We start from the raw sequence: 20,148 nt of genomic DNA, 5'->3' as shown, positions 1-20,148 counted from the left end.
GGCGATGTACCTCGGAATTGACTTAGGCACTTCAGAACTTAAGGCTGTATTAATTAATGCTCAGGGTGAAATTGTTGCCTCAAGCCATATGGCATTAACAGTACAAAGGCCACATTCTCAGTGGGCCGAGCAATCGCCAGATAGTTGGTGGGAAGCCACCAATGCGGTTGCCGCTACCTTGCGCCAAAAAGCCCCAGAAGCATGGGCGGCAGTAAAAGCGATTGGCTTATCGGGCCAAATGCACGGTGCGGTATTATTAGACAGCCAGCACCAAGTACTTCGCGACTGTATTTTATGGAATGACACCCGCAGTGCGAAGGAATGTGAATGGCTCATGGAAAATCACCCTGAGTTTCTAACGATTGGCGCTAATTTAGTGATGCCAGGTTTCACAGCACCTAAATTATTGTGGGTTGCACGTCATGAGCCTGAAATATTCAAACAAGTTGCCAAAGTGTTGCTTCCTAAAGATTATTTACGTTGGAAAATGACCGGTCAATTTATCAGTGATATGTCTGATGCTTCAGGCACATTGTGGCTGGATGTGGCTAAGCGTGATTGGTCAGATGAATTATTAGCGGCAACTAATCTAACGCGTGAACAAATGCCGGCTTTAGTTGAAGGAGCTGAAAAAAGTGGTGTGTTACGGGCCGATTTAGCTTCGCAATGGGGTTTAAGTGCAGATGTGATTATTGCTGGTGGAGGGGGGGACAATGCAGCCTCTGCAGTGGGCGTTGGCGCAATTAATGATGGCGATGCTCTGATTTCTTTGGGGACATCTGGTGTTATTTTTGTGGTTAATAATCAACTACAAGCAGCACCACATCAGGGTGTCCATGCTTTTGCTCATGCATTACCAAATCGCTGGCACCAAATGAGTGTGATGTTAAGTGCCGCCAACTGTTTACGGTGGCTTTGCCAACTTCTTTCTACAACTGAAAATCAGCTAATGGAGGAAGTGGGGAAATTGACCGATGACCAGAAGAAGCTAGCGCCTGTATTTTTGCCTTACCTCTCAGGGGAAAGAACGCCTCATAATGACCCCTACGCAATGGGCTCATTTTTTGCGTTAAGAAATGAAACAACGCGTGCTCAGCTTGGTTATGCGGTGATTGAAGGTGTGACCTTCGCCCTGGCGGATGGCATGCAGGTTTTAACGCAAACAGGAACGCAAATTAGTCGGTGTAGCTTAACGGGGGGAGGAGCACGTAGTCCTGTTTGGGCGCAGCTGATTGCTGATGTTATCGATATACCAATTGTGACCCACCCAGCGAGTTCATCGGGAGCTTTAGGTGCGGCTCGTTTGGCATGGCTGGCGGACGGCGGTAATACAGAAACCGTGTGCCAAAAACCAGAGGTGTTAAGTACCTATTTACCGCAGAAACAGTACCAAACTTGGTTAAATCAACGGCTTGATGCTTTCCGTTTATTATACCAACAGCAAAAACAAGCAAGGGAATTATTGCCACAGTAGGCGAGTGTGGCGGTGTTTCCCTACACATCACCGCCACAGCTATCTCTTCGCGATTGATTAAAATAACAAAATTAAAATGAGGAAACTGCAATGGAACAGAAGCAGTATTGGCTTGGTCTACCTAAGCATTTGTTCTGGGGTTTTATTGCTATCGCTATTTTTATGAGTGGTGATGGCTTTGAAATGGCTTTTCTATCAAAACATATTACTGATTTAGGGTTTACACCGGCACAATCAGCGATGGTATTTACTGTCTATGGCTTAATGGCCGCTGTTGCGGCGTGGGCATCTGGTGTTGTGGCTGAAATTATCACCCCCCTAAAAGCCATGATGATCGGGTTCATTCTCTGGATTGTCATGCATGCATTGTTTATGGCGTTCGGTCTGGGCATGAAAAGCTATACCTTGATGCTACTATTTTACGGCATTCGTGGATTAGCTTATCCATTGTTTATTTATTCATTTATGATGATGTTGGTGCAAGTCATTCCTCGAGCACATCTTGCTGCCGCTACCGGTTGGTTCTGGGCGATGTATTCTGTCGGAATTGGTGTCATTGGTAGCTATTTACCTAGCTTTTCAATCCCAATGATGGGGGAAACGGGAACATTATGGATGGCAATTGGTTGGGTCGCTATTGGTGGCGCAATTGCTTATTTTAGCCTGCGTCATATTCCAGTTGATCGCTCTAAAGTTAATTTACCAATGAAAGATAAAATGGCCGAGTTATCCCGAGCTGCGACTATTTTATTCACGAATAAAGATATCTTTATGGCGAGCCTGATCCGGATTATCAACACAATTTCATTGTTTGGTTTTGCGATTATCATGCCATTATTATTTGTTGACCGCTTAGGGTTCACCATCTCTGAATGGTTACAGATTTGGGCCGTTTTCTTCTTTGTGACTATTTTTACGAATATTTTTTGGGGAATTGTTGGTGAACATATTGGTTGGGTTCGCCAGGTCAGATGGTTTGGTTGTTTAGGAATGGCAATATCCAGCTTAATGTTTTACTACTTACCCGTTTATTTTGGTCATAATTTTGCCATCGCATTAATACCTGCCATTTTATTGGGTATCTTTGTGGCTGCTTTTGTTCCAATGACTGCGGTATTCCCAAGTATTGAGCCACATCATAAAGGTGCTGCAGTTTCGATTTATAACCTTTCTGCGGGGTTAAGTAATTTTGCCGCACCAGCAATTGCCAGTTTAGTATTGCCTTTCTTTGATATTGTGGGTGTAGTGTGGGCCTATACAGGTTTGTATATCTTTGCAGGGATACTGACATTCTTTATTAAAGTGCCACAACCCGGTTTTGAAAATAATCGTAAAATAAAACCAGCTAAGGTGGCGACTGAACAACAAACCAGTCATTAATTTACTTTACCTAATATCATCAAGCCCTGTAGATAGTGAATTATCTATGGGGTTTTTTCTTTATTTAATTCACCTCTATTATTGAGACAAACTAAATTGGACATGAAGGGATATCGTCCTTTTCAAGGGTAATATAAAGAGAAACGGTTTAAAAATAAAATAAAGTAGAATGTTTTATATAAATAGAAATCTGAATCATATTTATAAGGTGATTTTTCATCTTATTGCGATAATTATTGAAAATACAGCGCTGGACAATAGAATATAATTTCATAGATTAAAAAAACAACTATAGTCGATTTGTTTATAAATAATTACTTAAATGACATAAAATATTAACTTCTAAACCTGCATTTAGAGAATATTAAGGTGCTTGTCCCACTTCAATGTTATATCTGACTATTTAATTCATAGCTTCCCTTTATTCCAAGCTGTTTAAATCCGGTTTTACTCTCTATACATCTGAATTTTCGGTGTTATGATGAATTTTGTTGCAAATTCGTGTGTTTGCAGCGAAATACTCTCTATATTGGTGTTTTATTGCGCCAAATAAAATTTATAATCCAATCTTAATTAAAATTAATAGTTTGTAATACTAAAAAATAATCTAATAAAAAAAGATAATTGCGGGGAAAAAGTTATGTCACAGATGTTAGCTCTGTTTCTGATAGTAGGGATATTATATATAGGGGATGCTATAGCCGTTAGAACTAAGGCGTGGATCCCATCTGTATTTGTATGTGCAGTGCTCTTCCTTTTAGGTTATTGGACTATTTTCCCGAAAGATATTGTGAGTATTGCGGGTATTCCTCAGGTGGTTGCGGTTACCTTGATGTATTTGTTAATTACAAATATGGGGACCTTATTATCGCTAAAAGAATTATTGCGCCAATGGAAAACCATTCTTATCTCTTTAGCTGGGATTCTAGGCATCATTTTATTAACCTTTATTGTTGGTATAACTTTATTTGATTTAAATACGGTATTAGTTGCAGTTCCTCCGTTGGTTGGTGGTATTGTTTCTTCGTTAATTATGTCAAAAGGTGCTGCGGAGGCAGGTCTTGTTGACCTTTCGGTTTTCGCAATTTTAATTTACGTCATGCAGGGGTTTGCAGGTTATCCATTAACTGCGGTGATGCTAAAAAAAGAAGGACGCCGAGTTTTAGAAAAATATCGCAATGGCCAATGGCAAGAAACCTTAACGGTAGACGGGGCAAAAGAGGTCGAAGTTAAAACGGTGGTACCTGAAGATGAAATGCCACGTATGTTTAAAAAAATCCCTAATCACTATAACACGAGCTATTTTAAGTTCTTACGCTTAGCTGCGGTAGGCTATTTGGCTTATTTGGCCTCATCTTATGCTGCCCCTTATGTCAGTATTAGCCCATTTGTATTGTGCTTATTATTTGGTGTTATTGCTTCTTCATTGGGTTTCTTAGAAAGACAGCCGTTACAAAAAGCTAATGGCTTTGGGTTCGCAATTATGGCCTTAATGTTGTTTATTTTTGATACATTAAACCACGCAACCCCCGATATGTTATTACGCCTAGTTTATCCGATGGTGGTGTTAATTAGTGCAGCGGTTATTGGGATGTACCTTGCATCTTGGGTGGTTGGTAAAATATTAGGCGTCACCAAAGAAATGGCATTTGCTGTTGCGCTAACTGCGTTATATGGCTTTCCAGCTGACTACATTATTACTAATGAAGCGATCAACGCGTTAACGAAAGACGAAAAAGAACGCCAAGTATTAACTGGCCATATGTTAGGGCCAATGCTAGTTGGTGGCTTTATTTCTGTGACCATGGTTTCTGTCGTATTAGCAGGTATTATGGTGGCTTATATTGTTCCAATTGCAGGGTAAAAATAATGGAAACAAGTACTTCAAGAATTCAGCGCCATTTAGAACAATTGGCAGAATACACCGCAACGCCGGGTCAGGGTACTACGCGGATGAGCTATAGCGAACAAGATAAACAAGCGCGTGATTATCTAAAACAAGAAATGCGCGCCTTAGGATTACACGTTCGTGAAGATGCTATCGGCAATATTTATGGGCGCTTAGAAGGCCAACAACCGGATTTGCCTGCAGTCATAGTCGGTTCACATTTTGATTCGGTCCCTCACGGTGGGGCATTTGATGGTCCTGCGGGAATTGTCGCCGGTTTGGATGTTGTGGCGCGTATTCGCGAACAAAATTTAACACCGAAATATCCCTTAGAAGTGATTGCGTTGGTTGAAGAAGAAGGTACCAGTTTTGGTCGTGGTTTGATGGCTTCGAGTGTAATAACCGGCCTGATTGGTACGAAAGAATTATATCAGTTAAAGGATAGGCAAGGCGTGAGTGCTGCTGCACGCATGGCCGCAGCTGGGTTCAATGCAGACAATGCAGCGCAAGCAGTTCTTAATCCTAAAAATGTCAAAGCGTTCTTAGAGCTACATATCGAACAAGGCCCAGTGTTAGAACAGGCGAATGAAGATGTAGGGATCGTAGAAACTATCGTAGGCATCAGCCAGTTAGAAATTAAATTGACAGGTAAAGCAGGCCATGCAGGTACCACACCGATGAATATGCGAGCCGATGCATTAGTGTGCGCTAGCCAAATCATTAGCCAAATCCCTGCGCTAGCAACGGCAGTGGGGGATAATACGGTGGCGACTGTGGGGCGGTTAGCGGTATTGCCGAATGGGGCTAATGTCATCCCAAGCGAAGTCACTTTTAGCGTTGATATTCGTTCCAAAAATGATATTGCGTTACGTAAGGTTATTGAGCAAGTTATTGAGTTAACTGAGCAAGTTAGCAATTCATTAGCTATTTCAAGCGATATTGTTCAGCCGTTATATGTTCAGCCAACGGAGCTCAATAGTGATATTCATCAACTGATGCAACAACATGCTAGCGACCAAAACTTACGTTTTCGTTCAATGGTCAGTGGCGCAGGGCATGACACTATGATTTTTGCAGGTATTACTCAAACAGGATTGATATTTGTGCCAAGTCGTAATGGGTTAAGCCATCATCCAGATGAATGGACGGATTATGCACAAATTGCAAGAGGTGCAGATGTGATGTTTGCTACTGTTAAGTCATTAATAGAATGCTAATTAATAAATAAACCAGGTAAATCATCTGGTTGTGTAATAGGGTAAAAAGGTAGAAAAATGATCAACAAAACAATTACAGCGGCAATCAAAAAACACACACCGGAAATGATTGCTTTTCGTCGTGATCTACACGCTCACCCTGAACTACCGTTTGAAGAAATACGTACTACAAAACGTATTGCAGAAGAATTAGACAAAATTGGAATAGCGTATCGATTAACCGAACCGACAGGTGTTATTGCTGAAATTAAAGGCGGTAAGCCAGGTAAAACAGTTGCTCTGCGTGCAGATATAGACGCATTACCCGTTTTGGAATTGAACGATTCATTAGAATATAAATCGACTATTGAAGGTAAAATGCATGCTTGTGGCCATGATGCGCATACGGCAATGCTATTAACCGCAGCTAAAGCGTTGTATGAAGTACGTGAAGAATTAGCCGGTAATGTGCGTTTGATTTTCCAACCCGCAGAAGAAATTGCTCAAGGCGCATTAGCCATGATCAAACAAGGCGCAATCGAAAATGTGGATAACGTTTTTGGTATGCACATTTGGACAACCACACCATCAGGAAAAGTATCTTGTAATGTGGGAGGCTCTTTTGCTTCCGCAGATTTACTAAAAGTCACCTTTAAAGGCCGTGGTGGTCATGGTTCTATGCCAGAGGCCACCATTGACGCTGCGGTTGTTGCTTCTGCATTTGTCATGAATTTACAAGCGATTGTTTCCCGTGAAACGTCTTCTTTAGACTCAGCCGTGGTCACGATAGGTAAAATGGATGTCGGGACACGTTTCAATGTTATCGCTGAAAATGCAGTATTGGACGGCACGGTACGTTGTTTTGATATCGAAACTCGTAACCGTATCGAAGCTGCGATCCGTCGTTATGCAGAGCATACAGCGGCTATTTATGGGGCGACTGCGCATGTTGATTATATCTATGGGACATTGCCTGTTATTAATGAGGAGCGTAGTGCGCTACTGGCTCAGTCAGTGATTTCACAAGCTTTTGGTGAACAAGCTCTGATTAATGAAAGACCGACACCGGGCGGTGAAGACTTCAGCTTCTACATTGAAAATATCCCAGGGTGCTTTGCTTTGTTAGGCACAGGAAATGCCGAAAAAGACACTCAATGGGCGCATCATCATGGCTGCTTTAATATTGATGAAGACACGATGGCGACAGGGGCTGAACTTCATGCGCAATATGCGTGGAGTTATTTACAGCAACAGGAATTTTAATTGAGTATGTTAATGCTATTAGGGCTAGTTATTTTGCCAATGCCGGGGTTACCACTAGCCCTACTGCCTATTTATTTTGCCTATTAAGATTGGTTAAAACTGCGAATAGCGGCCTATTGTATGGCTGCTATTTGTCGTGATGAATAAAAATAGCTTCTCTTAAACGCTGTTGTTGTTCAAAACGTTGTTCTTGGTTGATTTGCTGATCATGGGATAGCTGCATTAGCATTTCATTCATATTATGAACTGAGCTTTCTTCAATCAGTTGATTTATTTTTTCAACAATTTCATCATAGTAGGACATAAAGCAGGCTCCAATTAATATTCACTAAAGTTATCATAACGCAAAATTTAATGGGTTAGATAGGTGATTAATTCTGTTTATCGATCACCATAACTGCCATCGTATTGGGTTCTAAGGCTCGCATTATATGCGGCTCATCTCCGGGGTAGTGAATATAGTCCCCAACCTGTAACTCAACAGGGTTATCCAATGGGCCGACTAACGCTCTGCCGGACATAATAATGATGTGCTCGCTGACACCATGCATATGAGGCTCTGAAATACGGTCACGACCGGGCTGGGCAACCACAGTATAAATATCACGTCGCGAATCAGCAGGGGCTGATGAGAGCAAAAAGGCCAAATAGTTCGCGTGTTCAGCGCTGACCGGTATCGCCTCCCCATGACGGATCACAGTGACAGCCTCTTGTTTTTCTTCAATTAATCGCGCAAAAGGAATGTCTAAAGCCACACAAAGTGCCCATAAAGTTTCAATGCTTGGGTTACCGCTACCAGATTCCAATTGAGAAAGTGTAGATTTAGCGATACCGGCTTTGCGAGATAGTTCTGATAGGGATAGCCCGCTTTTTTGTCTTTCACGACTAAGGGCTTTCGAAATCAACTCAATGGGCGGGGAAGGTAGATTCAATGTTAATTTTCCTATTTAGATTGCACTTTATACTATCTATCGACATAATGAACGAATGTATTATATATCGAACGGTCTAGGGATGCTAACTTCAATAAGCTCAACATTAAATCATAGCACAGTGAAAAATATAGCTCTTGTCTGTTTTGCTGACTTAATTGTCGGCATTTCTTATGGCGCATTAGCGCTTTCGCAAGGTTTTGATTGGTGGGTACCACTTACTTTATCTATTTTAGTGCTCGCAGGGGCGTCTGAGTTTTTGTTTATTGGTGTTATTTTTGCAGGAGGTAGCCCGCTTTCTGCTGCACTTGCGGGGTTGTTAGTCAATTCACGACATATCCCTTTTAGTTTTGCAACTAACGAATTAACGGGGAAAGGAGCGAAGTCATTACTGGGCTACCATATTATGAACGATGAGAGTGTTGTATTTGGTTTAGCACAAGAAACTGAATCAGAAAAACGCGCAGCTTTTTGGTTGTGTGGGATAGGTATTCTATTGTGTTGGCCAATAGGGGTCGTGATAGGTGAGGTATTGGGTAGCTTTATTAGTGATACGCATATATACGGGATGGATGCGATGTTTCCTGCAATCATTTTAGCGCTTTCATTGCCTGCGTTATCGGATAAACGCCTGCGGTTAACTGCCATTATTGGTGCAGTTATTGCGGTTGCAACCACACCAGTATTACCCGCGGGGATCCCTGTATTACTGGCATTATTGAGCTTGGTTATTTATATAAGGAAATAATAATGACAAATAACCCATGGTTAATTATTAGCGGTATTTTGTTGTTGGCGGCAGGTACTTATTTAATGCGAGCGTCAGGTGCTTTGTTGCGCGGCCGAGTGGTACTTTCTGAAAATAGTAAAATGTTATTTTCAGCAGCAGCCATTGTCATTTTATTCTCAGTGGCAGCGACGTCGACATTATTTTCCGGTGATGAGATTTCTGATTGGCCTAAAATTGTAGGCGTGCTGGTAGCAGGGGTACTAACGTGGTTTAAAAAGCCATTTATTATCATTGTTTTGTCAGCTGCGATTGTGACTGCGTTACTTAGGTTATTCTAAATAAGGTTATTCTAATTAGAGTTAATCTGAATAGCGCATATTTATATAGCTTATATAAGCTAGAGCAGATAAAAAAGTGACCCCGACTTGAAGAGAGTTGGGGTCACTGAAATTTACTCAGTGAGATCTTTTATTGTTTCAGAAGAGCCATTTTTTTGGACAGAGGCAATCCCTTTTAGCGCAGATTGCTTGGAAGCATACATTTCACTTTTAGCAATCACTTCATGATTTGCTGCTTTTAAAACGAAATAGTAAGGCTGAGCAACGTCTTTAGTGGATTTTTTTAATTCAAAATACCCCATGTTAAGCTCCTGATTTTCTATTGAAAGGATGTCAAACAAAGTGTTAATAGGTAGCTGATATTAACAATCTGCTTGAATTAAGATTAGTCGCTATTAGGTGTTATTACTAGGGGAAAAGATTCAATTCGGATAAACTTTTTTTAAAAAAAAAGCCTCTGGGAAGCAGAGGCAATCGTAGGATATATAGAACTCTTTATTATCTGACTAAAATATCGGCTTTTTCTTGTAACAGCTATCTGGTTGTACTTATCGATATAAAAGGTTTTGCCGATAACTTCATTAATCCTCATTGATACTAACTGTTACTTTGCAGTTGGAGCACCAATTGGTTCTGGTGTTGGCATGGTATTCATTGGTTTAAATTCAGGGACTTCCATCACTGTAACTTTGACAATATAGCGTTTGCCATCTTCAATTTTAGGCGCACTATTGGCCAGTTTTTTTACAGTTTCATTCGGTGTCGTCGTTTGTTCTGCAACGCTGTATACCATATTGTGATGGTTACCCATGTGCTGACGAGGCATTTTTTGGTTCACACCATTTGCTGCCGCAGTAAAACCGACGGTTAATAATGCTAAGGCTAATAAGCTTGTATTTAATTTTTTCATTTCAGTTTCCTCTGTATTGGTGATGAGCAAATCATTGACCAATTCATTTCGTCTCGCAATTGCTTTTACCTCCCCTGACGGAAGCTCCATAATTACTGCACTTTTTATTCAAGCTTATTCCATAATTTTTATAAAACAGTAGGTTAGTAGACGATAATTTACATTTTTAGACCACTTGTGCTAATGCAAATTTCAGTGCTGGAGACATCAAAGGGGATAGTCTAGGATGGTAAGTTAGGTTCAACAAAACTCTAACAAAGTGAGTGTGTATGTCAGATAAAAAAATTTCCCTTTCGTTGCTCGACCTTGCACCAATCATTCAGGGTTCGACAGCGAAAGAGGCCTTTGCTCATTCTCTTGATATTGCCCAACTAGCCGAAAAACTCGGTTATCATCGTTATTGGCTTGCGGAACACCATAATATGACAGGGATTGCAAGTGCGGCCACCTCGGTATTAATCGGCTATCTTGCTGCTAATACGCGCACTTTACGTTTAGGTTCTGGTGGTGTCATGTTACCGAATCATTCACCGTTGGTGATTGCAGAGCAATTTGGCACGCTAAATACACTTTACCCTGAACGTATCGATTTAGGCATAGGGCGTGCACCAGGAAGTGACCAACGGACGATGCAAGCTTTACGTCGCCATATGAACACGGATATCGATAATTTCCCGCAAGATGTAGCGCAAATTATTAATTGGTTTGATGCCATAAACCCAGATCCAGCAGTGCGTCCAGTACCGGGGTTTGGCGAAAAAATTCCAGTTTGGTTGCTAGGGTCGAGTTTATACAGTGCAAGGTTAGCTGCGCAGATGGGGCTCCCTTTTGCTTTTGCCTCTCATTTTGCACCTGATTTGCTATTACAAGCGTTGGATGTTTATCGTGCTAATTTCCAGCCATCGCAGAGACTACCTAAGCCGTATGCAATGGTTTGCATCAATATCATTGCCGCAGAGACTCAACGTGAAGCGGAATTTTTATTTACATCGATGCAGCAAGCCTTTGTCATGCTACGTCGTGGCCAACCCTCTCAACTTCCTGCACCAGTCGAGAGCATGGAAAACATTTGGTCACCTGCCGAGGAATTTGGTGTTCAACAAGCATTAGGGATGTCACTGGTAGGGGATAAAACCAAGGTACGCCATGGGTTGGAAACGATATTGAGGCAAACTCAAGCGGATGAAATTATGGTTAATGGCCAAATTTTTGATCATCAAGCTCGTTTGCACTCTTTTGAATTAGCGATGCAGGTAATGAACGAAATTATGTAATGTATATAGCTGAGCGGTTAACACCAGTGCAAGGACGCATTTTTCAGACTTGATGCAAAAAAGAGATAACCCAGAAAAATCTGGGTCATTGACGGCTAGCAAGCTATTTGTGGTTGATGAGGCTCTAAGGGGGGTAAACCGTGAGCAGCACGCGCTCTATCGCAGGCTTCGTTGTAAACACCGTCCTGCCAAGATTGTTCGAACTCACGACACGGTGTGGGTCTTTGTGCATAAATCGAACAAGACACACACTCACCAATAGTGCCCTCTAAAGCAGTACAGCGGGTATTTTGTTTTTGATTGGTGCCATGCATACAACTCATAAATGGGGTAATTTGCTCAGTTAAATGTTGTGGTACAACACCACCGCCACTTTCTGCCTCAGCCCAATAAAAAGAGACACGAAAATAGGCACAACATGCACCGCAGCTTACACAAGGGTTTTCAGAAGACGCAGTTTTTAGGATATGGACATTATTAGTCATATTAAAAAACCATAAATGATGTTGATAAAATACCCATAGGAAATGGGTTGACGCAACACAAGCAGGAAGCTCAAGAAAACGTTGCTCAGGCTTTATTATCTTACGTAATTCCAGTTTATTGCAATATTATTTAGCACAAAAAACTGGTTTTTTTAATGTTCACCAAGATTAATAAAATTGACGTATTTGTGATAACCATAAAAAAACCTGCCAGAAGGCAGGTTTTTGTTTGAACTATGATGACAAATTAAACGTGTTTTAAATCTGCGTCATCATTTTGGTTGAATATCGCTTTATCGGTTTCACCCATCAATTGGCTAGTGACAGTACCTGCTGTCATTGAACCACTGACATTCAACGCAGTACGGCCCATATCAATTAATGGCTCAACTGAGATTAACAGAGCAACTAATGTGACAGGTAAGCCCATTGCGGGTAGTACAATTAACGCTGCAAAAGTTGCACCGCCACCAACACCAGCAACCCCTGCTGAACTGATAGTAACAATACCGACTAATGTCGCAATCCACAGTGGATCGAATGGGTTGATTCCCATTGTCGGTGCTACCATTACCGCTAACATTGCAGGGTAGATACCTGCACAACCATTTTGCCCAATCGTTGCACCAAAAGATGCTGAGAAACTAGCAATGGACTCAGGGATACCAAAACGACGTGTTTGTGTTTCAATATTCAGTGGAATACTTGCTGCACTTGAACGACTCGTGAATGCAAAGGTTAACACTGGCCCAGCTTTTTTAAAGAATTTAATCGGGTTTAAGCCTGTTGTCGCAACTAAAATACCGTGTATGACAAACATAATGCCTAATGCAACATAAGAGGCAATAACAAAGGTTCCTAAGTTGATGATGTCATGTAAGTTTGAACTTGCTACAACTTTAATCATCAGCGCCATCACACCATACGGCGTTAAACGCATTACTAAGCGAACTAATTTCATTGCCCAAGCTTGCATAACATCAATTGCAGCTAAGGCTTTTTCACCACGCTCTTTATCATCTTTAAACAATTGTAGTGCGGCAACGCCGAGGAAGGCAGCAAAAATAACGACACTAATAATCGATGTTGGATTTGCTCCAGTTAAATCCGCAAATGGATTTTTTGGAATAAATGATAAAATTAATTGAGGTACGGTTAAGTCAGAAACTTTCCCAATATAATTGCTTTCTATTGCAGATAAGCGAGCAGTTTCAGATTGACCTTGAACTAAACCTTCTGCGGTCAGGCCGAATACATTGGCAATTAAAATACCAACTAACGCAGCAATAGCAGTGGTAAATAACAAAGTGCCAATTGTTAAAAAGCTAATTTTACCCAGTGAAGAGGCTTTATGTAATCTTGCCACCGCACTTAGAATTGAAGCAAATACCAATGGCATAATCACCATTTGTAATAGCTGCACATACCCATTTCCGACAATATTAAACCACAGAATGGAGTCTTTTACCGTTTGGTGGCCACTACCGTACACGAGGTGCAGTATTACCCCATAGGCAACACCGAAAACCAGACCGACTAAAACTTTTTTAGATAGGCTCCAGCCTTTAGCCCCTAGTTTTGCCAACAGTATTAGTAGTGCTACAAAGCCGAGCACATTAATAATTAGAGGAATATTCATTCCGAACTCCAAATCATATTTTTATAAGGTGTGTTACTTGCCCTTTAATCCTTATTTGTTATAAGGATTTAGTTACTTCAAACAACTGGTTATATGTTATCAGCTGATAAAACACATTTCTTATACCAAAAAGTAATAAGATAGTATTATTCATACTTACATTATATGACAAAACTATAAATTATGTAGGGAAGTATGTATCTATTTGATTATGAATGTATTTTATAATCACATCAACGTGATTATAAAAATCGAATTGGTAACCTGCGGGTAATAAGCAGGCACAAACGGTCAAAATAATGGCAACAAAGCGTTCTCCACGTTGGCTATTTTTACCGCGGATCATGGGAAAACAAAAACGTTGGGGGAGTGGCCATAGTAACGGTACCCCCGAAGGCGTGAGCATATCGGCGACTAGATGGCTGATATAACCCAATAAAAAGGCTTGGATAATATCATTTGGGATTGCCCATTCTTTAGGTACCCATTGATAACAAGAAATCATCAATAGAAACCATGCAACTAGGCTATGAGTAAACCCACGGTGCCCACAAAGCTTGGAAATGGGTAATGAGAAAATCCGCAGTAATCGACCAGGAATTGAGGAGGGGTGGTCAATATCGGGCAATAATGCGCCTAATAAGGCTCCTGGAACCATGTGCAGCCAATCACCATGAGCAATCTCTGGGGTGATTTGAAGTTTATGAGCCATTATTAAAGAGGCGACGGAAAAAAGCAGATGCCCTTCAGCTGTCATGGTGGATAAAATACCATCTGTTTATCTATACAGTTGATTGGCAGTATAAAGTGTTTGAAAAGAATATGATAGTACTAGAAAGGTAAAAAAACTCTTATTTATTAGCAGATAAGGAAAGGATTTTATAAATTAACACAATTCCCCTACCTAAGTTAGATAGGGGAGAACACTTCTTAGACACACAAAGTATTCTTAACGTAAATGTTCAGCCTTTAAGTCATTCAGTGAGGCTAGTTTGATATCGGCTAAACCAAAGCGCGGATCATTAAAATGCTTGCTGTCAGGTACCACAATTGAACGCATTCTGGCCGCTTTTGCAGAAATCATACCGTTAAATGAATCTTCTAATGATGCGCAATTGACCGGTTTAGTTGATAACTCAGCTGCTGCTTTAAGATAAACTTCAGGATGAGGTTTACTCAAGGGCAAATCAGCCGCAGAAATAACCGCAGAGAAATAATCACGAATATCCAGAAGATTTAAAACTTTTTCCAACATGTATAAAGGAGAAGCAGAAGCCAGGGCAATTTTTAAATCCATTGAACGGCAAAGTTCCATGGCATGTTGCACACCGGGTAGAATAGGGCGAGTTTCTTCAACTAAGCCAACAACACGGTCAATGATGCGTTGTGTGGCTTCTTCTTGGCTGCATCCTTGCCAAGGGGAAGCGTGGTACCAAAGCTCCACCACATGGTCAATACGTAAACCTAAGGTATCAGGCAGGGTATCAGCAATTGAAACGTCGACACCCAATTGTGAAAAAATCTCAAGTTCAGCCTGTGCCCAAAAAGGTTCCGAGTCGATCAGTAAACCATCCATATCAAAAATGACCGATTGGATGGGAAGATTATGGTACATGTCAAAACTCCATTCATGTCGTATCTATTAACGAAGGAGCAATGATATCAGTAAACAGGCTTCAAGCGTATTACTTGAGGTCAGTATTAGGGCAATATTGAAGAATTATCGGACAGCATGAAGTAAAAATATAATGATAATTAATAACCATACTATTTTGATTAGTCTGAAAGTCTAAATATTGTTATCAATTATGAATTGAAATTTGGAGACGATGACTTTTTTCAGCTATGATTAGCGTTGAAAAATCATTGTAAAAATTTATCAAAAATTATAACGCTGAGGAAAAGCAGTAATGAATTACCATAATGCCAATTATGTCGCAATCGGCAAACGTATTCTGGGTTGGGTTGTTTTTCTGTTAGCATTAATTTCGACATTGGCGTCTTTAATTAAACTGGCTGGCATGAAGGGGCTTGCAGGTGAAGGGATCAATGCAGTCGCTAATGATTTTATTAAATTAATGGCGGAAATGGCCCGTCAAACTACGCCTTTCCTAAATTTCTTTTGGAATAACTCACCAGTACCTCAAGTTGCTAATGGGTTTTCTGGCAGCAATATCGGCTTTATCATCATTTTTATTTTTATTTTTGTTGGGCTTGCATTAAGTGCATCAGGTTTGCGCATGTACCGACAAATTAAGTTTATCCGTGAAAGCTTAGAAGACCACGTGATTATAGAAAAAGCAAAAGGCATAGACATCTCAAAAGAAGAACTAGAAGCTAAGGTAACTATTCCACGTCACACCATTTTCTCTCAATTTTTTCTTCTTTATTTTTGGCCAATTGTATTGGGGGTTGGCTTGTATTTTCTTCTACGCTTCCTTAACTGGTAATTTTCGTCATACTTCGAACCCTAGCTGTGTTGGCTTCTTTTGGCTAGTCGGGGCTCATACTTGTGTATGTTCCCCAAACTATCCTCAATTGCCGCCTTGCCACGGATCGAATTATTTAGAAAATTAAATTTCCGTCATATGTCACGTTATGAGGGTGTTGGCTGCGTTTAGCTACTCGGGTCACATAATTATGTATGCTCTCCCCGAGATATCTGCACTTGCCGCCTACTCATAACGCGAATTATTTAGAAAATTAATTATTCGTCGTACTTAATATTAAAAAGCAGGAGTTTATTTTTCGCTGAGTAGGCTATCAATAATTGTCTGCGCTTGGTGGTAGCTTCTTTCATTACCAAAGATATGGGCTTGATTGAGTAAATAATATAACTGATAGATTGGTTGCCTATCTAAAAATCCATTTGGGAATGGCCAAACACTTTGGTAGCCATCGATAATTTGGATCGGAAGTTCTTGATATAACGGTAACATCGCAATATCACATTCTCTATCGCCCCAATAACAGGCGGGGTCATACAGTACTCCTTCAATATTTTGAGTGATAGCACAGTTTGCTGGCCATAAATCACCATGTAATAAAGAAGGTTGTGGTTGATGTCCTGCAAGTTTGTCCTTAACAATATCGACAATTTGCTGAATATCGCTAAATACCATTCCTTTTTCGGAGGCGAGTTGTAATTGTAAGCCAATACGCTTTTCTGCAAAAAATGAATTCCAACGCTTTTCCCAGCCATTAGGCTGTACAATTGTGCTTAGCATTGTATCAAAATCAAACCCGTAACTAGGCTGCTCTTCCCATTGATGTAGACGTGCTAGTTGTTGACCAAAATGCCATGCATTGGTGTTATCGAAAGGTTTTAGAGGGAAATATTCGAGCAGAAGAAAACTATGGTGCTTATTACTGCCAACACCGTAAACCTTAGGAACGGTTATAGTTTGGCTTTTAGCGAGCATTTCAAGTTGTTCAGCCTCTTGTTTAAATAAAGGCAAAAACTCACGCCGATTTTGTTTAATGAACACGGTGTGTTCGCCATAGTCAATTCTTAACGTATGGTGAATATCACCACCAGAGAGAATGACTTTGTTACGTAGCTCCGCCTCACCTAAGTGTTCACTTAATAAACGACACATTGCTTGCCACATGACTCACCTCGCTCTGCTTTGGTCTTCATTAATATAATACTATAGCGGCAGTTTAGGAATTAACAGTGATAATTGCTTAAAAAGAAGCCGCTATCACGAAATAGTTAATTAATTATCAGGTTGATAACTATAATCAGAGAGTGACTCAAATTTAACGTGTGACGAACCAAATGAGAATGTTCAAATAATTGGAAATAAGTAGCTACAGAACTCACATTATCAGCGAGAAGCCTAGCAATGAAAGTTTATGAGGGATAAGTAGGGGCGGGATTAACGTTGTACGACGAAAATGCGTTAAAACATTAGGCTGGTAGTAAGTATTGATTGTTTTAATAAAAAGCTGAACTACGAATTTGTGAGTTCAGCTTTTTACTTTTAGAGCATTCAATTATCAGGCTGTATGCATACTTTGTGGGTTAGCTTGCCCTTTTTTGCGGGCTAATACGATTTTGCTATACAGTAATGCAATCACAAAATACACAGCCTGTGTAACAACGATAGTTGGTCCGGTTGTTGCGTTGATGTGAAAACTCAGGATAGTCCCAATAACGCTCGATGTTACCGAAGCAATGATAGCGACGATGAGCATTTTCCCAAAACTACGGCATAACACAAAAGCAATGATGCCTGGGGAAATTAGCATTGCAATCACCAAAATAATACCAACTGCTTGCAATGAAGCAACAATGGTGAGAGCGAGTAGCGATAGCAAGCCATAATGGATTAACTTCACAGGCAAGCCAATGACTCGTGCTTGGTTAGGATCAAAGCAATACAACATGAAATCCTTACGTTTCAGTAGGATAATTGCAATGGTTACCCCTGCAAATAGTAATATTTGTTTAAACTCGCTATCGGTTATCCCTAAAATATCACCAAATAGAATATGCGTAAGGTGCTGTTCGGTATCTATTTTAGCAAACATAACCAAGCCGATAGCAAACATGCCTGAGAAGACGATACCCATCACCGTATCTTCTTTTATACGGCTATTTTCCTTTAAATAACCTGTAGCCACAGCACAAAACAAGCCAGATGCAAATGCCCCTATCGCTAATGGGATACCGAGTAAAGAAGCAATAATGATCCCCGGTAAAACGGCATGGGAAATTGCATCGCCCATCAATGACCAACCTTTCAATACTAAAAAGCAAGAGAGGATAGCGCATACCGTTCCGCTGACAATGGCTGTAATCAATGCTTTTTGCATAAAGGGAAATGCAAACGGAGCCATCAGTAAGTCAATGAAATCACTCATGAGATGCTCCTTGTTGGTGTGATTGGTGCAGCCGGGCGACTTCCTGTTTGGCTTTACGTTTTGAGGCAAAAATACCGTGCTTAGGTGCAAAGAAAAATGCCAGTAGGAAAATAATGGTTTGTAAGGTGACTATTAAGCCTCCTGTAGCACCATTAAGGAAATAACTGATATAAGCACCAACAGCACTGGTTACGGTACCAATCGTGACTGAAATAATGAGTAAGCGTTTAAATTGGTCGGTTAATAAATAGGCAGTCGCACCTGGTGTGACGACCATCGCAATCACAAGGATTGCGCCAACTGTTTGTAAAGCAGCAACAGTACACGCACTTAATAATGTGAAGAAAATAATTTTTAGGCGTAGAGGATTCAAACCTATTGAGCGTGCATGGCTTTCATCGAAAAAAACGGCTAATAAATCTTTCCATAAGCACAACAGGATAATAAATGAAACGCCGATAATAATTTCTACTTGTAATACGTCAGAATCCGCAATACCTAAAATATTACCAAAAATAATACTTTGTACATTAACAGATGTTGGATTCAATGAAACAATCAACAAACCTGCCGCGAAAAAAGTAGAAAAGATAAAGCCAATAACAGCATCTTCACGTAAACGAGTTAGATGCTTTATTAATGTCATGGCAAGTGCCGCAAGGATCCCGGTAAAAAAGGCGCCTGCCGCATAGGGTAAACCTAAAGCATAAGCACCCGCCACCCCAGGAACAACGGAGTGGGAGAGGGCATCTCCCATCAATGACCAGCCTTTCAACATCAAATACGCCGATAAGAATGCACAGACAGCACCAACAATGGCACTGACCCAAATGGCTTTTATCATAAAATCATATTCAAAGGGCTGTAATAACATCTCAATCATTCGGAACCCTTAGCTTGGTTTTTTCGAACGGGTGCATCATGGTCATGACCATAGAATACAGCCGCTCTTTCATCATCGGTAATGACGGTGACAGAGCGCGGGTCATCATCGTCATGAAGCTCTTGACCAGACAGGTTAATATGACGCAATACACCACCGAAAGCTTGTTGCAGGTTTCGTTGCGTAAATGTCGTTTCAGTAGGCCCGCTCGCTAAAACAGTGCGATTGATTAAGATAACATGGTCGCAGAACTCAGGCACACTGCCCAAGTTATGAGTTGAAACGAGAATGAGATGGCCTTCGTCACGCAAACTACGTAGCAGGTCAATAATGGCATTTTCGGTTTTAACATCAACCCCAGTGAAGGGTTCATCGAGGAGTAAAACTTTACCTTCTTGTGCGAGCGCCCGCGCTAAAAAAACTCGTTTTTTCTGGCCTCCTGAGAGCTCGCCTATTTGTCGATGCTCAAGCCCTGCAAGGTCAACTCGCTCTAATGCCATTTTGACAGCGTCTTTATCGGCTTGTTTAGGGATGCGAAAAAAACCCATTTTGCCATAACGACCCATCATCACGACATCAGAAACGAGAACGGGAAAATTCCAATCTACTTCTTCTGTCTGTGGGACGTACGCAATCACGTTTTCTTTAAGCGCGGTTTTTATCGGTTGATCATTTAATGTCACACTGCCAGAAGATGGGGTGACAAGCCCCATAATAGTTTTAAATAGCGTTGACTTACCACTACCATTTACGCCAACTAAGGCACAAATAGAGCCACCAGAGATAGTAAAGCTTGCGTCATAGATAGCGGTGTGACCATTATTATATGTCACAGTCGCATCATCGACGATAAGATTCGGGTGTTCGAATTGACTTGAGTGATTCAT

21 protein-coding genes are annotated in these 20,148 nt (G+C 40.8%); 9 read left to right on the top strand and 12 right to left on the bottom strand.

Annotation, left to right across the window (positions count from 1 at the left end):
- Positions 1-4 precede the first annotated feature (4 nt).
- The 5 genes from xylB to P3L37_RS11415 all read left to right on the top strand — a co-directional run bounded on the left by xylB (position 5) and on the right by P3L37_RS11415 (position 7,201).
- Positions 5-1,474 (top strand): xylulokinase, encoded by a 1,470-nt coding sequence (gene xylB / locus P3L37_RS11435; protein WP_110731872.1) that lies wholly within the window; start codon positions 5-7, stop codon positions 1,472-1,474.
- A 90-nt stretch (positions 1,475-1,564) separates the two neighbouring features.
- A complete protein-coding gene (locus tag P3L37_RS11430) occupies positions 1,565-2,854 on the top strand; it encodes an MFS transporter (protein ID WP_004910288.1) in 1,290 nt (429 codons plus the stop codon).
- A gap of 640 nt (positions 2,855-3,494) precedes the next feature.
- Positions 3,495-4,718 carry a hypothetical protein gene (locus P3L37_RS11425; RefSeq protein ID WP_109911234.1) on the top strand — a complete coding sequence of 408 codons (1,224 nt, stop codon included), beginning with the start codon at positions 3,495-3,497 and terminating at the stop codon, positions 4,716-4,718.
- 5 nt (positions 4,719-4,723) lie between these two features.
- Entirely contained in the window at positions 4,724-5,959 is a 1,236-nt protein-coding gene (locus tag P3L37_RS11420; protein WP_109911235.1) for a Zn-dependent hydrolase, read from the top strand.
- Between the two features lie 57 nt (positions 5,960-6,016).
- Positions 6,017-7,201, top strand: coding sequence for an amidohydrolase (locus P3L37_RS11415; protein ID WP_004910295.1), 1,185 nt, complete (start codon positions 6,017-6,019; stop codon positions 7,199-7,201).
- Between the two features lie 127 nt (positions 7,202-7,328).
- On the opposite strand, the gene P3L37_RS11410 is transcribed toward P3L37_RS11415, so the two are convergent.
- Positions 7,329-7,505 (bottom strand): DUF2526 family protein, encoded by a 177-nt coding sequence (locus P3L37_RS11410; protein WP_004910298.1) that lies wholly within the window; start codon positions 7,503-7,505, stop codon positions 7,329-7,331.
- 67 nt (positions 7,506-7,572) lie between these two features.
- A complete protein-coding gene (locus P3L37_RS11405) occupies positions 7,573-8,133 on the bottom strand; it encodes a helix-turn-helix domain-containing protein (protein WP_004910302.1) in 561 nt (186 codons plus the stop codon).
- A gap of 82 nt (positions 8,134-8,215) precedes the next feature.
- On the opposite strand from P3L37_RS11405, the gene P3L37_RS11400 reads away from it, so the two are divergent.
- Positions 8,216-8,881 carry an AzlC family ABC transporter permease gene (locus tag P3L37_RS11400; protein ID WP_004910304.1) on the top strand — a complete coding sequence of 222 codons (666 nt, stop codon included), beginning with the start codon at positions 8,216-8,218 and terminating at the stop codon, positions 8,879-8,881.
- A 2-nt stretch (positions 8,882-8,883) separates the two neighbouring features.
- On the top strand, positions 8,884-9,201 hold the full coding sequence (locus P3L37_RS11395) for an AzlD domain-containing protein (RefSeq protein WP_004910308.1): 318 nt from the start codon (positions 8,884-8,886) through the stop codon (positions 9,199-9,201).
- Positions 9,202-9,314: 113 nt separating this feature from the next.
- Here the strand turns inward: P3L37_RS11395 and P3L37_RS11390 are convergent, their stop codons facing one another.
- Together P3L37_RS11390 and P3L37_RS11385 are read right to left on the bottom strand one after the other, a co-directional pair.
- Complete coding sequence (locus P3L37_RS11390) at positions 9,315-9,503, bottom strand: YegP family protein (RefSeq protein WP_004263611.1); 189 nt, start codon at positions 9,501-9,503, stop codon at positions 9,315-9,317.
- A gap of 302 nt (positions 9,504-9,805) precedes the next feature.
- On the bottom strand, positions 9,806-10,201 hold the full coding sequence (locus P3L37_RS11385) for a hypothetical protein (protein ID WP_109911236.1): 396 nt from the start codon (positions 10,199-10,201) through the stop codon (positions 9,806-9,808).
- 179 nt (positions 10,202-10,380) lie between these two features.
- Here P3L37_RS11385 and P3L37_RS11380 point away from each other — a divergent pair, with 179 nt between their 5' ends.
- A complete protein-coding gene (locus P3L37_RS11380; protein ID WP_109911237.1) occupies positions 10,381-11,385 on the top strand; it encodes a luciferase-like monooxygenase in 1,005 nt (334 codons plus the stop codon).
- Between the two features lie 95 nt (positions 11,386-11,480).
- Here the strand turns inward: P3L37_RS11380 and P3L37_RS11375 are convergent, their stop codons facing one another.
- From P3L37_RS11375 to hxpB, 4 genes are all read right to left on the bottom strand, one after another.
- The gene (locus P3L37_RS11375) at positions 11,481-11,870 is read right to left on the bottom strand and encodes a YkgJ family cysteine cluster protein (RefSeq protein WP_004910319.1); all 390 of its coding nucleotides are present in this window, start codon (positions 11,868-11,870) and stop codon (positions 11,481-11,483) included.
- A gap of 247 nt (positions 11,871-12,117) precedes the next feature.
- Positions 12,118-13,509 carry an L-cystine transporter gene (locus P3L37_RS11370; RefSeq protein ID WP_004910323.1) on the bottom strand — a complete coding sequence of 464 codons (1,392 nt, stop codon included), beginning with the start codon at positions 13,507-13,509 and terminating at the stop codon, positions 12,118-12,120.
- A gap of 181 nt (positions 13,510-13,690) precedes the next feature.
- Positions 13,691-14,266: a metal-dependent hydrolase gene (locus P3L37_RS11365; protein ID WP_109911238.1), complete on the bottom strand. Its 576-nt coding sequence runs from the start codon at positions 14,264-14,266 to the stop codon at positions 13,691-13,693.
- Between the two features lie 192 nt (positions 14,267-14,458).
- Positions 14,459-15,124 (bottom strand): hexitol phosphatase HxpB, encoded by a 666-nt coding sequence (gene hxpB, locus P3L37_RS11360; RefSeq protein WP_109911239.1) that lies wholly within the window; start codon positions 15,122-15,124, stop codon positions 14,459-14,461.
- Between the two features lie 295 nt (positions 15,125-15,419).
- Here hxpB and P3L37_RS11355 point away from each other — a divergent pair, with 295 nt between their 5' ends.
- Positions 15,420-15,959: a YniB family protein gene (locus P3L37_RS11355; RefSeq protein WP_004910331.1), complete on the top strand. Its 540-nt coding sequence runs from the start codon at positions 15,420-15,422 to the stop codon at positions 15,957-15,959.
- Between the two features lie 291 nt (positions 15,960-16,250).
- Here the strand turns inward: P3L37_RS11355 and P3L37_RS11350 are convergent, their stop codons facing one another.
- From P3L37_RS11350 to P3L37_RS11335, 4 genes are all read right to left on the bottom strand, one after another.
- Positions 16,251-17,120, bottom strand: coding sequence for a fructosamine kinase family protein (locus P3L37_RS11350; RefSeq protein ID WP_117162014.1), 870 nt, complete (start codon positions 17,118-17,120; stop codon positions 16,251-16,253).
- Positions 17,121-17,511: 391 nt separating this feature from the next.
- Positions 17,512-18,378, bottom strand: coding sequence for a metal ABC transporter permease (locus P3L37_RS11345; protein ID WP_042851806.1), 867 nt, complete (start codon positions 18,376-18,378; stop codon positions 17,512-17,514).
- Positions 18,371-19,261 carry a metal ABC transporter permease gene (locus P3L37_RS11340; protein ID WP_109911241.1) on the bottom strand — a complete coding sequence of 297 codons (891 nt, stop codon included), beginning with the start codon at positions 19,259-19,261 and terminating at the stop codon, positions 18,371-18,373. The genes P3L37_RS11345 and P3L37_RS11340 overlap by 8 nt, the downstream gene beginning before the upstream one ends.
- A complete protein-coding gene (locus tag P3L37_RS11335; RefSeq protein ID WP_109911242.1) occupies positions 19,258-20,148 on the bottom strand; it encodes a manganese/iron ABC transporter ATP-binding protein in 891 nt (296 codons plus the stop codon). Before P3L37_RS11335 ends, P3L37_RS11340 begins: the two co-directional genes overlap by 4 nt.

The organism is Providencia sp. PROV114 (assembly GCF_032704305.1).
In the GTDB taxonomy this organism is placed as follows: Bacteria; Pseudomonadota; Gammaproteobacteria; order Enterobacterales; family Enterobacteriaceae; genus Providencia; species Providencia rettgeri.
Note: the sequence above shows the minus strand (reverse complement) of the source record. Positions and strands in the feature narration are given on the sequence as shown.

Excerpts from the sequence above, each read along its gene's own strand:
- xylB (WP_110731872.1), top strand. The coding sequence starts at position 5 with ATGTACCTCGGAATTGACTTAGGCACTTCAGAACTTAAGGCTGTATTA.
- P3L37_RS11430 (WP_004910288.1), top strand. The coding sequence starts at position 1,565 with ATGGAACAGAAGCAGTATTGGCTTGGTCTACCTAAGCATTTGTTCTGG.
- P3L37_RS11425 (WP_109911234.1), top strand. The coding sequence starts at position 3,495 with ATGTCACAGATGTTAGCTCTGTTTCTGATAGTAGGGATATTATATATA.
- P3L37_RS11420 (WP_109911235.1), top strand. The coding sequence starts at position 4,724 with ATGGAAACAAGTACTTCAAGAATTCAGCGCCATTTAGAACAATTGGCA.
- P3L37_RS11415 (WP_004910295.1), top strand. The coding sequence starts at position 6,017 with ATGATCAACAAAACAATTACAGCGGCAATCAAAAAACACACACCGGAA.
- P3L37_RS11410 (WP_004910298.1), bottom strand. The coding sequence starts at position 7,505 with ATGTCCTACTATGATGAAATTGTTGAAAAAATAAATCAACTGATTGAA.
- P3L37_RS11400 (WP_004910304.1), top strand. The coding sequence starts at position 8,216 with ATGCTAACTTCAATAAGCTCAACATTAAATCATAGCACAGTGAAAAAT.
- P3L37_RS11395 (WP_004910308.1), top strand. The coding sequence starts at position 8,884 with ATGACAAATAACCCATGGTTAATTATTAGCGGTATTTTGTTGTTGGCG.
- P3L37_RS11390 (WP_004263611.1), bottom strand. The coding sequence starts at position 9,503 with ATGGGGTATTTTGAATTAAAAAAATCCACTAAAGACGTTGCTCAGCCT.
- P3L37_RS11385 (WP_109911236.1), bottom strand. The coding sequence starts at position 10,201 with ATGGAGCTTCCGTCAGGGGAGGTAAAAGCAATTGCGAGACGAAATGAA.
- P3L37_RS11380 (WP_109911237.1), top strand. The coding sequence starts at position 10,381 with ATGTCAGATAAAAAAATTTCCCTTTCGTTGCTCGACCTTGCACCAATC.
- P3L37_RS11375 (WP_004910319.1), bottom strand. The coding sequence starts at position 11,870 with ATGACTAATAATGTCCATATCCTAAAAACTGCGTCTTCTGAAAACCCT.
- P3L37_RS11370 (WP_004910323.1), bottom strand. The coding sequence starts at position 13,509 with ATGAATATTCCTCTAATTATTAATGTGCTCGGCTTTGTAGCACTACTA.
- P3L37_RS11365 (WP_109911238.1), bottom strand. The coding sequence starts at position 14,266 with ATGACAGCTGAAGGGCATCTGCTTTTTTCCGTCGCCTCTTTAATAATG.
- hxpB (WP_109911239.1), bottom strand. The coding sequence starts at position 15,124 with ATGTACCATAATCTTCCCATCCAATCGGTCATTTTTGATATGGATGGT.
- P3L37_RS11355 (WP_004910331.1), top strand. The coding sequence starts at position 15,420 with ATGAATTACCATAATGCCAATTATGTCGCAATCGGCAAACGTATTCTG.
- P3L37_RS11350 (WP_117162014.1), bottom strand. The coding sequence starts at position 17,120 with ATGTGGCAAGCAATGTGTCGTTTATTAAGTGAACACTTAGGTGAGGCG.
- P3L37_RS11345 (WP_042851806.1), bottom strand. The coding sequence starts at position 18,378 with ATGAGTGATTTCATTGACTTACTGATGGCTCCGTTTGCATTTCCCTTT.
- P3L37_RS11340 (WP_109911241.1), bottom strand. The coding sequence starts at position 19,261 with ATGATTGAGATGTTATTACAGCCCTTTGAATATGATTTTATGATAAAA.
- P3L37_RS11335 (WP_109911242.1), bottom strand. The coding sequence starts at position 20,148 with ATGAATCACTCAAGTCAATTCGAACACCCGAATCTTATCGTCGATGAT.